This is a genomic window from Bifidobacterium sp. M0353 (assembly GCF_016100645.1).
GTDB lineage: Bacteria > Actinomycetota > Actinomycetes > Actinomycetales > Bifidobacteriaceae > Bombiscardovia > Bombiscardovia choladohabitans.
On record NZ_JACFSB010000001.1, the window covers coordinates 334,591 to 347,135 of the forward strand.

General features: G+C 64.4%; 9 protein-coding genes. 4 read left to right on the plus strand and 5 right to left on the minus strand.

Annotated features, from left to right (window positions below):
* Positions 1-2 precede the first annotated feature (2 nt).
* Complete coding sequence (locus H3V04_RS01195) at positions 3-1,604, minus strand: aminopeptidase P family protein (RefSeq protein ID WP_198186948.1); 1,602 nt, start codon at positions 1,602-1,604, stop codon at positions 3-5.
* Between the two features lie 155 nt (positions 1,605-1,759).
* Between H3V04_RS01195 and H3V04_RS01200 the strand changes: the two genes are divergently transcribed.
* Entirely contained in the window at positions 1,760-3,181 is a 1,422-nt protein-coding gene (locus tag H3V04_RS01200) for a folylpolyglutamate synthase/dihydrofolate synthase family protein (protein ID WP_198186949.1), read from the plus strand.
* Positions 3,181-6,819 carry a chromosome segregation protein SMC gene (gene smc, locus H3V04_RS01205; protein ID WP_198186950.1) on the plus strand — a complete coding sequence of 1,213 codons (3,639 nt, stop codon included), beginning with the start codon at positions 3,181-3,183 and terminating at the stop codon, positions 6,817-6,819. Before H3V04_RS01200 ends, smc begins: the two co-directional genes overlap by 1 nt.
* Here smc and H3V04_RS01210 read toward each other — a convergent pair.
* From H3V04_RS01210 to H3V04_RS01225, 4 genes are all read right to left on the minus strand, one after another.
* Positions 6,752-7,495, minus strand: coding sequence for an aspartate/glutamate racemase family protein (locus tag H3V04_RS01210; protein WP_198186951.1), 744 nt, complete (start codon positions 7,493-7,495; stop codon positions 6,752-6,754). The two genes, smc and H3V04_RS01210, sit on opposite strands and share 68 nt — an antisense overlap.
* Positions 7,492-8,736 (minus strand): carboxylate--amine ligase, encoded by a 1,245-nt coding sequence (locus H3V04_RS01215; protein WP_198186952.1) that lies wholly within the window; start codon positions 8,734-8,736, stop codon positions 7,492-7,494. Before H3V04_RS01215 ends, H3V04_RS01210 begins: the two co-directional genes overlap by 4 nt.
* Positions 8,737-8,821: 85 nt before the next feature.
* Positions 8,822-10,390 carry a Mur ligase family protein gene (locus H3V04_RS01220; protein WP_198186953.1) on the minus strand — a complete coding sequence of 523 codons (1,569 nt, stop codon included), beginning with the start codon at positions 10,388-10,390 and terminating at the stop codon, positions 8,822-8,824.
* 187 nt (positions 10,391-10,577) lie between these two features.
* Complete coding sequence (locus H3V04_RS01225) at positions 10,578-11,336, minus strand: exonuclease domain-containing protein (protein WP_198186954.1); 759 nt, start codon at positions 11,334-11,336, stop codon at positions 10,578-10,580.
* Positions 11,337-11,489: 153 nt separating this feature from the next.
* On the opposite strand from H3V04_RS01225, the gene H3V04_RS01230 reads away from it, so the two are divergent.
* Positions 11,490-12,110, plus strand: a complete 621-nt coding sequence (locus H3V04_RS01230; protein ID WP_198187479.1) for a sigma-70 family RNA polymerase sigma factor — start codon at positions 11,490-11,492, stop codon at positions 12,108-12,110.
* A 39-nt stretch (positions 12,111-12,149) separates the two neighbouring features.
* Positions 12,150-12,437, plus strand: a complete 288-nt coding sequence (locus H3V04_RS01235; protein WP_198186955.1) for a hypothetical protein — start codon at positions 12,150-12,152, stop codon at positions 12,435-12,437.
* Positions 12,438-12,545 lie beyond the last annotated feature (108 nt).

Below are 12,545 nucleotides of genomic sequence, written 5' to 3' on the forward strand. Positions count from 1 at the left end.
CATCAGTCCCGGTCAGGGTCGGCCAGCGCAGCCCGCTGCGCCATCCAGACCTCCACCTCTTCCACGGTCTTGGGGATGCCTGCAGACAGCCACTGGGGTCCCTGCTCGGTCATGAGCACGTCGTCCTCCACGCGTACGCCGATGCCGCGGAACTCCGGTGGCACCAGCAGGTCGTTCTCCTTGAAGTAGAGTCCGGGCTCGATGGTGAAGATCATCCCAGGGGTGATGGGGGCACCCTGGTAGGACTCGTACCTGGCCTCCGCGCAGTCGTGCACGTCCAGACCCAGGTGGTGGGCGCATCCGCAGGCGTGCCAGCGGCGGTGCTGCTGGCCCTGGGGGGAGAGGGACTCCTCCACGCTGACCTTGAGGATGCCCCACTCGTGCAGTGTTTCGGCCAGCACCCGCATGACGGCATGGTGGATGTCCGAATAGGTGGCGCCGGGCTTGGCGGCCTCAAAGCCGGCCTGCTGGGCCTTGAGCACGGTCTGGTAGATCCGCTTCTGCAGGGGGCTGAAGGTGCCGCCTACGGGGAAGGTGCGGGTGATGTCGGCCGTGTAGAGGCTGTTGACCTCCACGCCGGCGTCGATCAGGAGCAGGTCGCCCTTCTGGACAGTCCCGTCGTTGCGCATCCAGTGCAGGATGGGGGCGTGCTTGCCCGAGGCGATGATGGACCCGTAGCCCACGTCATTGCCCTTTTCGCGGGCGTTGGCGTTGAAGACGCCCTCCAGCATCCTCTCGGAGCGGGGCTTGCCCACCACCTGGGGCAGGTGGGTCAGGATCCTGTCGAACCCGTCCTTGGTGGCGGCGATGGCCTTGCGCATCTCGCTGACCTCATAGTCGTCCTTGATCATGCGGGCCTCGGAGGTGAACTCCTCGAGCTTGTCGTCGGCTTCCTCATTGCGGTCCGGACCACCGATGCCGTTGGCCTTGCGGGCGGCCTCCACCTGGTTCAGGACCTCCTGGTCGGCGGTGCGGATCACACGCAGCTTGACCGCACCCTGGTCCGGTCCCAGATCCTTGGCGATGGCATCAGGGAAGGAGGCGATGTCCTTGGTGGGGATGCCGGTCATGACGGCCAGCTCCCGCAGTCCGGCCCGGGGACCCACCCAGTACTCCCCGTACTGTGAGGACCGGTAGTAGTCGCGGGTGGACTGATCGGCCCGGGGATGGACGAAGAGCTCAGGGGTATGGGTCAGGCCCTTGGCGGCCTCGGGACTGTCGGGGTCCACCGGGTCCAGGACCAGGATGGCTCCGGGTTCGTAGTCCTCGCCCAGGCCCGTGTAGTAGGCGAAGGTGGTGTCTGGGCGGAAGGCGTAGTCGTTGTCGTTGTTTCGGGTCTTGTAGGATCCGGCGGGGATGACCAGGCGTTCACCGGGGAAGCGTCGGCCCAGCTCACGCAGGCGGCGCTCAGTGTATTTGCTGGACTCCAGCGGCTCGATCTGCGGCTCCTGGGGCTGCCAGCCGGTGGTCATGAACTCCTGGAAGGCGGGGGAGTTGGGGCGCAGGGTGCGGTTGTTCACCCGGTCCTCCATATTCTGCTCATCCAGGTCCACGTTCTTGGGATCGGCGTCTCCTTGTAGATGCTCCTGAGCGGATGCGGTCACGTCCAGCCTCCTTGAAATTCCGGTTCTGACTATGTTGGTTCCATGGTAGTGCGTTCGGCCGATGTGACAGTCGGCTGTTTCGGCCCTCAATCGGGGTCGGTCGCGCATAGAATGGGCGGGAAGCATCCACAGCCAGCAGGAGGCGCAGGCAGAATATGTCATTCGAACACCCCAACAGCAAGGGTCAGGATATTCGCGATGTCGAGCGGGCCATCATGGCGCGTCCCGCCGAGCATGACAGCCCCAATCTGGACTTGGACAGGATGGGGATGATGCTGGACCTGCTGGGCCACCCCGAGCACAGCTTCCGGGTCATCCACGTCACAGGGACCAACGGCAAGGGGTCCACGGCGCGGATGGCCGAGGCTCTGGTGCGGGCCTACGGTCTGCGCACCGGGCTCTATACATCGCCACACCTGGAGCGGATCAACGAGCGGATCGCCATCGACGGCAAGGAGCTTTCAGACGAGGACTTCGTAGACCTTTACCAGCAGATCGAGGATTTCATCGCCATGGTGGACGACCGCTTCGCCCAGCAGGGCAGGGCTCCCATGAGCTTTTTCGAGGTACTTACCGCCATGGCCGTCTGGGCCTTCGCCGACGCCCCCGTGGACGTGGCCATAGTCGAGGTGGGGATGGGCGGCCGCTGGGATGCCACCAACGTCCTCGATGGCGATGCCTCCATCATCGGACCGGTGGACATGGACCATATGCAGTGGCTGGGGGATACGGTCGAGCAGATAGCAGGGGAGAAGGCCGGGATCATCAAGCCCAAGTCCACGGTCATCGTCGGCGCCCAGCCCCATGAGGATGCCGTCATGCCCATCATCGAGCAGGCCGTGCGCGAGCAGGGAGCCCCCACCCTCTTAAGGGACGGCAACGAGCTGGAGGTGGTCTCCCGCATGCCCGCAGTGGGCGGTCAGGTGGCCACCTTGCGCACGCCTCAGGGACTCTACAAGGATGTACCCATCGACAAGTTCGGCGAGCACCAGGCCCACAACGCCCTGGCGGCCTTGGCGGCGGCCGAGACCGTCATCCCCGTCAACGGGGCCCTGGACCAGGATCTGGTGGCAGAGGCCTTGAGCCAGGTGCGCATCCCCGGACGGATCGAGCAGGTGCGCACCTCGCCCACCATCATCATCGATGGCGGGCACAACCTGAACGCGGCCCAGTCCCTGCGCTCGGCCATCGAGGAGAACTACGACTTCAAGCAGCTGGTAGGCGTGATCTCCATGATGGCCGACAAGCAGGTGGAGGACTATCTGGGCATACTGGAGCCCGTGCTGGACAGCGTCGTGGTCACCGAGAACTCCTGGAAGGGCCGGGTCATGCCGGCCGAGGATCTGGAGCGGGTCGCCGTCCGGGTCTTCGGGCCAGACCGGGTGGTCCGGCGCGACCGGATGCCCGACGCCATCCAGACCGCCGTCGACATGGTCGACAGCGAGGACCAGACCGGCGTGGGCTATGGCCGGGGGGTGCTGATCTGCGGCAGCTTCGTCACCGCCGGCGACGCCCGCACCCTGCTGGCCGAGCGTCCCAACCCCGATCTGGCCAAGCCTAAGGCGGAGCGCGCCTGATGTATCTCAAGGAGCTGACCCTCAAGGGCTTCAAGTCCTTCGCCTCGGCCACCACCCTGCGCTTCGAGCCGGGCATCACCGCTGTGGTGGGCCCCAACGGATCAGGCAAATCCAATATCGTCGACGCCCTGGCCTGGGTCATGGGCGAGCAGGGGGCCAAGAGCCTGCGTGGCGGATCCATGGAGGACGTCATCTTCGCAGGCACCTCCTCCAGGCCGCCGCTGGGCCGGGCGCAGGTCAGCCTGACCATCGACAACACCGACCGGACCTTGGACATCGACTACACCGAGGTCACCATCAGCCGGACCATCTACCGCAACGGCGGGTCCGAATACGCCATCAACGGGTCAGACTGCCGCCTGCTGGACATCCAGGAGCTGCTCAGCGACACCGGGCTGGGCCAGCAGATGCACGTGATCGTCGGCCAGGGGCGGCTGGATACCATCCTGCGGGCTGATCCGGCCGGTCATCGGGCCTTCATCGAGGAGGCGGCCGGCATCCTCAAGCACCGCAAGCGCAAGGAGCGGGCCCTGCATAAGCTGGCCAACACCGAGGCCAACCTGTCCCGACTGGATGACCTGATCGGCGAAATTCATCGGCAGCTGGGCCCGCTGGGCCGACAGGCCAAGGTCTCCCGCCGGGCCGACATGATCCAGGTCAGCCTGCGGGACGCCCAGGCCCGCATCCATGCCGACGACGCCCTGACCTCGCAAAAGAAGCTGGAGGATCTGCGCTCGCGGATGGTTCAGACCCGTGGGCAGCTGGCCCGGGGGCAGGAGGAGCTGACCAGGGTCAAGCTGCGCATCGAACAGCTGGAGGGGCTGGATCGGCAGTCCAGTCCGGCTCTGGATGCGGTCAATCAGCAGTGGAACGACCTGACCAAGCTGGGTGAGCGGGCCGGGTCCCTGGCATCCTTGGCCAGGGAGCGCAGCCGTTCGCTGGAAGCCGGCATGGTGGCCGACCAGGGGCAGGATCCCGGTGTGCTCAGGCGGCGGGCCGACGAACTCAAGGGCCAGGCCGACCGGGAGGAGGGCCAGGTCGGAGCCGACAGGATTGCCCTGGATGGCTGTGTTCAAGCCCGTGCGGATCTGGAGCGGCGGTTGGCCGCTCACCGGCAGACCATGACCGAGCTGCGGCAGGCGGCCAGAAAACGGCAGGCTCGGTTGGGGGACCTGGCACAGCTGGTGGCCAAGGAGGAATCGGCTCTGGAACTTTCCAGGCAGCGCGAGCGTGACCTGACCCGGCAGCAGGATCAGCTCAGGGAGGGCCTGGAACGGGCCAGGAACCGTGTGCGGGACCTGGACAGCCAGGAGGAAAGCCCCGACCAGGATGGCAGACAGGCTCTGGACCAGGCAGGCCAGGTCAGGGACCAGGCCCGCAACAGACTCAACGATCTTCAAGAGCGGGAACGTCGGATCCAGTCCGATGCCATCTCGGCTCAGGCCAAGGCCGATGCCCTGGCGGACACACTGGACCATCGTGGCGCTAGCGAGGCTCTGTCCCAGGCCGGGGATCCGGCCCTGCTGGGTCAGCTGACCGACTTCGTCCGCGTAGAGGAGGGCTGGGAGGAGCCCCTGGCCCAGGCCCTGCACGACTATGCCTCGGCCCTGGTGGCCAAGGATGGCCAGACGGTCGACCAGGCCCTGGAGCGGGCGCGCCGGGACCGTCTGGGACGCGCCGCACTGATTTCGGCATCAGGCCAGCTCGAGGGGGCAGGCGTAAAGCCCGGCGAGGGCCCCTGGCGGTCGGCCGCTGACCTGGTGGCCCTGCGGGAGCATCCTGCCGATCCTGACCGGGCCCAGGGGGTGCTGGATGCTGTCCGCAGTCTGCTGGCCTCCACAGCTGCCGTCGATGACGTTGATCAGGCCCACCGTGCCCTGGAGGACGGATGGCAGCAGGCGCTGACCCGCCCGGGCGACCTCTATGACCGGGTTGGCGCTGTGGGCGGATCCGCCCCGGCCACCAGCGACCTGGCGTTGACCGCACGCAGGGAGAAGGCCCTGGCACAGGTGGAGGCCCTCCAGGAGGAATCCAAGGCACTGCGGCCGCAGATGGATGCGGCCCGTGCTGTTCTTGAGCAGGCTGAGAAGAAGCTGCAGGAGGCGCGCAACCAGTGTACCGAGGCCCGGGTCAAGGCCGAGCAGGCCGCCCGGGAGCTGGCAGCTGCCCGCAAGGAATCGGATCGGGCCCAGGCCGGGGTCAAGGATCTGGAGGCTCGCCTGGCCCAGGTGCGCGACCAGGTGCGTACCCACGAACTCAAATTGGATGACCTCAAGGCCGGACTGGCCCGAGCCCAGGAGGACGGGGGGTCTGACCCTGATGACCCGGAGGGCATGGAAGAGCGACAACATGAATTGGAGACGGCCCTGGACCAGGCCCGCACGGCCGAGATGGAGGCCAAGCTGACCTGGACCGAGACCGACCGGCGGCACGCCTCCCTACTGCGACAGATTGATCTGCTGCGGGATCAGGCCGACCAGGCCGAACGCCATCGGCAGCGGATAGGCGAGGAGAACCGTCGTCGCAAGGCAGGCATGGCCTCCCTGGGGCTGATTGCGCGCAGGGCCGACCTGCTGGCCCAGCTGATCAAGGGCAGGATGGACCATACGGCCCGCCGCCGGGATCAGCTCAGGGCCAAGGCCTCGGCACACGACAAGGAGCTGACCGATCTGCGGGCCGACAGGGACGCTCTGGAACCCAAGGTGGCCGGTCTGCGACAGGACGAGCATGGTCTGGATCTTGAGCGGGAGCGTCTGGCCGGCGAGGACGGCCGTCTGCGCCAGCGCATCCAGGATGACCTGGGCATGGAACCGGAGGAGCTGATCCGCGAATACGGCCCCGACCATCCGGTGCCTGTCCTGGATGACGAGGGCAACCCCGTGCCCCTGGACCAGGAGCCGACGGAGGAGGACGGGGATTCGTCGGCCTTCAAAACGGTTCCCTACCAGCGCGGTGAGCAGGAGAAGCGGCTGGCCAAGGCCAAGCGGGACCTGGCCGCCCTGGGCAAGGTCAACCCGCTGGCCACCGAGGAATACGAAGCCCTGGAGTCCCGCAACCGCTACCTGCATGAGCAGCGTCAGGATGTGATAGGTTCCCGGGACGATCTGATGGCCCTGGTCAAGGATCTGGATTCGACCATGGTCACGGTCTTCAAGGAGGCCTTCGACGACACTGCACAGGCCTTCGAACGTATCTTCGCCACCCTCTTCCCCGGAGGGCGCGGGCGGTTGCGGCTGGAGGACCCGGACGACCTGCTGACCACAGGCGTTCTGGTCGAGGCCAGTCCAGCCGGCAAGAAGGTCCGTCGGCTCTCCCTGCTTTCGGGTGGGGAGCGTTCGCTGACGGCCCTGGCCCTGCTCCTGGCCATCTTCACGGCCCGGCCCAGTCCCTTCTATGTCATGGATGAGGTCGAGGCCGCCCTGGATGACGTCAACCTGACCAGGCTGCTCAAGGCCTTCGAACAGCTGCGGGAGCATGCCCAGCTGATCATCATCACCCATCAGCAGCGGACCATGGGCATCGCCGATGCCCTCTACGGAGTCACCATGCGGGGGGATGGGGTGACGGCCGTCATTTCCCAGCGGCTGAAAGAGCCGAATCGTTCCGGCCGCGAAGAGCCAGAGCCCGATCAAGGGTGACCTCTGCCAGGACTGCCTGAGAGTCCACGATAGGCAGCTGCGGCATGGGGTAGGCCTCGTTGAGCACCGAGAGCTCCGTGCAGCCCAGCAGGACCGAATCGCAGTGGTAGTCGTTCAGGAAGGCTTCGAGGACGCTCAGGTAGCGGTCCCGGTCCAGTCGGCCTTCCTTGACGTCGTCGTAGATCAGCGCACTCACCCGGTCCTGCAGGGCCTGGTCCGGGTCCACCAGCTGGTAGCCGGCGCTGTCGGCCGGGCCCTGGTAGATGGCGGCATGGCGGGACCCCTCGGTGCCCATGTACCCCATGCGCGGATGGGATTTCGCAGGATAATGCCGATCAGCCCAGTCGATGGTGGCCTGGGGCATGCTCAAAATGGGCACCGGGGTCAGGGCCTGGAGCCTGGGCAGAATCTGATGGGCGGTGTTGCAGGCCATGACCATGAAGGAGGCGCCCATGGCTGTGGCCTGGCGCACGTCCTCGGCCAGATAGGGGAAGGGGTCATCCTTGCTGCGGCCCAGGATGAACTCGGTGCGGTCGGGCACGGTGGCGTGGTTGAAGACCACGTAGTCCAGAAAGTCCTGGTCCCGGTGCGCCCCGGTCATCCGGTCCAGCACCCGTACGAAGCTCTCGGTGGCTAGCGTGCCCATGCCGCCCAGGACGACGAAGAAGTTCCTCATGCCAGTGTCCTCTTGTCACGGAAGTAGCGCCGGTAACGACGCCGATAGATTGCGAACATGTGTCGGATCAGCAGCCAGCGCTTGAAATTGCGGTCCTTGCCGTACTCCAGGGTGGTGCCCCAGTCCCCGCGGCGAATCATGGCCATGGCCTGTCGCTTGTCCTCGGATTCGGCGCAGTATTTGCGGAAGATGTCCTTGGGGATCTCCATCCAGAGGCGATGCCCCCGGCCGAAGACGGTGCGTCCGTTGAAGGGGGTGTCCAGAACCAGGTCGTCCACGAAGTAGCGGGCCAGGTTGAAGCCGTTCAGGGTGACCACGTAACTGCTGCGGCCCTGGCGCAGATTGATCTCGAATAGCTTGTAGACGCCGTCGCGCGGGTCGTACTTCATGTCGAAGTTGGCCACCCCGCTGTATTTGATGTCCTCAAGGAAGGCCTTGATCCGGTCGAAGATGTCCTGGTTGTAGTCGGGGATGATGGCCGCGTAGTTGCCCACGGCCTCGGGAGCAGGATCCTCCAGCAGGGGATGACCCAGGAACATCATGCGCACCCGGTGGTGACGGTCCACGTAGGCGTTGAGCACCCTCATGTTGTCATCGCCCCCGGGCACGAAGTCCTGGATGACCATCTTGGAGGTGTATCCGGCCTGGTAGGACCTGCGGATCATGGTGTCCAGCTCATCCGGGTTGCTGAAGATGAAGGCCTTCTTCCTGCCCGGGAAGTCGATGCCCAGCCACTCATCGCTGTCCGCGGGCTTCATGGCCACCGGGTAGTCGAAGGGCAGGTTGCGGTGGCGGCCGGCTTTGACGTCATCTGCATCCACCGAAACAGTCTTCGGGTGGGGAAGGTCATAGCGGTCGCAGAGCTCGTAGAATGAGGATTTGAGCGAGAGGGACCGGTTCAGTTCCTTGTCGATGGCGTTGAAGACGAACCGCTCGCGCAGGGGCTCACCGAACTCGTCCAGCAGGTTGGCGTAGGTGTCCCCGCAGGGCAGCAGGAGCAGGGTGGCCCCTGGGTGGTCCCGGTGATAAGCGTCGGCCCAGTCGTTCAGGGTGGACACGAAGACCTTGGGATTGGTGAAGTCGTGGACCAGGTGCAGGTCCAGGATCTTGCTGTATTTGGTGGGGGAGAGCTGGTAGTGGCCGAATGCGGTGGAGACCAGGCCGTAGGCCTCGTGGAAGGCTCGCGCCATCCCGTAGGTGTTGATGTCGGTTCCCAGTATGACCGGTTGGAATTCTTTCATATTTCTGAAACCACCTACCATGTGCTCGTGCGCCCCACCCTGCCGCGGGGCATTCGGCTTTCCATCTTAGAACCTGTCGGAATCGTCAGACCTTGGCTGCGCCTGTGGCTCCCAGGTCGTAGCTTTTTGTGCCCAGCAGACGTGCCACTACGTGGTCGTCGCCCTCGTAGGGCACGTGGCGGCCCTTGTTCTTGAACCAGCGTTCCTCGCCCTTGCCGGTGACCAGAATGATCCGCAGACGATCCCCCGGCTGGCCTGGTTGGCCAAGACCCTGTTCGATGGCCTGGGTCCTGTCCAGCACCATGCTGGTCTTCAGGTTGGCGTTGGTGACGAAACTCAGCATCTCCTGGTCCACATGTTCCGAGCTTTCCTCGTTTTCGTCGTCAGCGGTCAGGATGAGCCGATCGATACGGTCCTGGGCTGCCTGGACGATGCCCTTTCGGCGGTCGATTCCCCTGCCGCCGGTTGCTCCGCAGACCAGGGTGATCTCAGGTTTGCGCTCGCCGTAGCGCTCATCCACAAAGTCCAGAAGGGCCTTCATAGAGGCGTAATTATGGGCGTAATCGACATAGACAATCCGGTTGTCGGCTTGGAAGCATTCCATCCTGCCTGCGATGCGGATCTTCTCCATGGCGTGGAGTGCATCGGCATCGGGTTCCAGCCCCAGCCGGTTCAGCATGGCAAAAGCGGCTATGGCGTTCAGGGCGTTGAAATCACCGGCTATGGACAGGCTGATCGGGGTCATGGGACCACTGGAGGGGCCGATCAGATAGTCGTTGCCCTTGCCTGGAGCCTTGCGAGCCACGAAGTCGGCCTCTTGTTGGCCGAATCCGAAGGTGGTCACTGGAATGCCGGCGGCTCTCGCATCCTGACGGATCAGGTCGGCCCTCTGGATGTCGGCTCCCATGACCAGCTGCCTGCTGTTGTAGGCTATGCGGCGCTTGCAGTAGAGGTAGTCCTCGAAGGTGGGGTGCTCCATGGGACTGACGTGGTCCGGGGAGATGTTCAGGAAAGCACCCAGGTCAAAGGTCAGTCCATAGACACGATCCACCTTGTAGGCCTGGGAGGAGACCTCCATGACCAGGTAGCGCATGCCGTCATCCACTGCCTGGCGCATCATGCGGAAGAGGTCCAGCGACTCGGGCGTGGTCAGCTGGGATTCTACGTAATGGCGGCCGTCCAGGCAGTTGTCCACCGAGGAGAACAGGGCCGCCCGACCTCCGGAGAGTTCGCCCAGCATGGCGTGCAGGTAATAGGCGGTGGTGGTCTTGCCCTTGGTTCCGGTGATTCCCACCAGGGTAAGCTGGTTCTGGGGGTAGCCGTAGAAGGCGGCCGAGAGCAGGCTCATGGACTTGCGCACGTCGTTGACGATGATTCCCGGGGCGCTGGTGTGGGCGGACAGATCCTGCTGGGCCACGTAGGCTGCCGGGCCTTCGGGGCCGCAGGCATCCATGTACTCGGGCAGGAAATGCCCCTTGCAGAAGAGCAGGCTGCCGGGTCCCGCCTGGCGGGTGTCGTAGGTGACGTCGGTGAAGGGCTTGAGCAAATGGTGATCCGCGGGCTGATCCAAGGTCCATCGGTCACCCTGAATTACCTCGCGCAGCTGATCGTGTTTGCGCAGCAGTTCCAGGGCCGAAGCCATCGTCAGCGCCATGCCGTCTTCCTCCTCGTCTGATGGGATTCTTTCAGCCCGACTACAATCCGGTCGAGGCCAGGTCCAAGTCTATAGTCCCGGCCAGGCAGGCACAGAGGAGTCCCGCCACCCCTTGACCGAAAATATACATATGCTTCAGGTCCCATACCGGAAGTGACTGGGCCAACCATTGCCCGGTGATGAAAGGTCAGAGCCAGGAGTCGGTGACCGGGCGGCGGCCCTGGGAGATCAGGTGCTGGTTGAACTGTTCCCGCCATTTGGCCTGCGCCTGCCGTTGCCAGTCCATCAGGGAGTCCATGGTGATTCGGGCCACCTGGGGGAAGAGGGTGGTCATGGGCTTGATCAGGTCCACGGCGGCCACCGTATCCGCCGTGGCATTGTGGAAGTTGCCGTGGGGGATGACACCGTAGTACTCGCTGGTCATTCCCAGGTTGCGGCGGCCCGACCGATGGGAGATCTCCCTGTCCAGAACAAGAGGGTCCACCACCAGCAGATCGCCCTCGCTCAGGGGCTTGACCGAGCCCGCGCACCAGCGCGCGATGTCCCCGTCCAGCATCTGCACGTCGAAGGGGGCGTTGTAGGCCAGCAGGGGGATGCGCTTGTCCTGGGCGCGGGCGATGAATCCGGCCATCTGCTCGGTGGCCAGCTCAGGCTCCATACCCTCGGTGGCCAGCTGCTGATCGGTGAACCCGTTGACCCGACTGGCGCCCTTGCTGATATGCCGGTGCGGATTGACTATCCAGGTGGCTACTGCATCCCCTGAGTAGCCCTTGGTCGGGTCGCGCAGAACCAGGCTGGCCGAGACAATGCCGTCCTTGCCCGGTCTGGTGCCCGTGGTCTCGGTGTCGAACCCCAGAAGCCAGGAGTCCCCTAGGCGAGTTGATTCCTCCTGTTGCGGGGCGGACTCAAGCGCCTGCTCCATGCTTGTGTACTCGGTGTTTTCCATAAGCGTGATTTCTCCTTCGTCATTATGGTAACCGAGGAGCTACCGGCCCGCGACCGGGTCGGAACCGCAACGGGCGAGGGGGGATGGCACAATAGGGGTGTGGCAGATACCAGCGAACTCGAAAGCAGAAAACGTCAATTCGAGGCCCTGGCCATGCCTGCGGTGGATGTGCTTTACCGACAGGCCATGCGCCTGACCAATAACCCCGACGACGCCCAGGATCTGGTCCAGGATACTTTCGAGCGCGGATTCAAGGCTTTTGACCGCTTCCAACCCGGCAGCAACTTCGAGGCCTGGATGACCACCATCGAGCGCAACGCCTACTTCAACCAGTATCACAAGGCCAAGCGGCGCCCTCAGAGGGCCAACGACTCGACCGGCGAGTACAACGACTGGGACATCTATTCGGCTTCGGAGCACGGGTCCGAGGGGCTCAAGTCCGCCGAGCAGGAGTACATGGAGACCTTCGCCCCCGAGGAGATCATGGCCGCCCTGGACCGGCTCAGTCCGGAACGCCGGCGGGTCTTCATCGATGCCGCCATCGACGGCAAGAGCTACCAGCAGGTGGCCGATGAGGAGGGCATCAAGATCGGCACGGTCATGAGCCGGCTGAACCGTGCTCGATCGCAGCTGCGCCAGGAGCTGGAGCGGTATGCCCAGGAGCGCGGCTACCAGCAGGGTCGTGATGCTGCAGGCAAGCCCTCAGCGGAACAACATGGCGCTGGTGCTGCCAGGCCTAGTATAAAAAAAGAGATCAGCAGTAAGGGGCACTGAGGGCCCCCGAAGATTGGGTACCAGGAAGCGGGCAGGAGCATGGACGGACGCGTGGAGATGAGTCACTACGCCTACGATGACGGCGGCTCTGTCAGGGTATCCCACACCAGTCTGCGCATCTACCAGGATGCCTCCTGCGTGGATCCCAGCGATTGCTTCGATCCGGAATCCTGCTGTGATGATCGGGAGCGCATGGTCATCGAGGAGCTGCGCCGATATCTGCGCCCCGAGTGCGCACCGGACTGTCTGCTGGATCGGCTCAGGCATATGTTCGATCAGATGGATGAACTGGAGCAGGGGACCTCGGATCGCACTACAGACAAGTAGATCCGGTCAAGTAGGTCCAGCTTTTTTGGGCAGAGCAGCGGTTCTGTCCGGCTATTCAGGCTATTGCAGAAATCATGGTCTTGCACGTGCGGCCATGTTTTTTTTTTA

Coding starts and splice junctions, on each gene's coding strand:
- H3V04_RS01220 (WP_198186953.1), bottom strand. CDS start 10,390: ATGGCGCTGACGATGGCTTCGGCCCTGGAACTGCTGCGCAAACACGAT.
- H3V04_RS01200 (WP_198186949.1), top strand. CDS start 1,760: ATGTCATTCGAACACCCCAACAGCAAGGGTCAGGATATTCGCGATGTC.
- smc (WP_198186950.1), top strand. CDS start 3,181: ATGTATCTCAAGGAGCTGACCCTCAAGGGCTTCAAGTCCTTCGCCTCG.
- H3V04_RS01230 (WP_198187479.1), top strand. CDS start 11,490: ATGCCTGCGGTGGATGTGCTTTACCGACAGGCCATGCGCCTGACCAAT.
- H3V04_RS01215 (WP_198186952.1), bottom strand. CDS start 8,736: ATGAAAGAATTCCAACCGGTCATACTGGGAACCGACATCAACACCTAC.
- H3V04_RS01235 (WP_198186955.1), top strand. CDS start 12,150: ATGGACGGACGCGTGGAGATGAGTCACTACGCCTACGATGACGGCGGC.
- H3V04_RS01225 (WP_198186954.1), bottom strand. CDS start 11,336: ATGGAAAACACCGAGTACACAAGCATGGAGCAGGCGCTTGAGTCCGCC.
- H3V04_RS01210 (WP_198186951.1), bottom strand. CDS start 7,495: ATGAGGAACTTCTTCGTCGTCCTGGGCGGCATGGGCACGCTAGCCACC.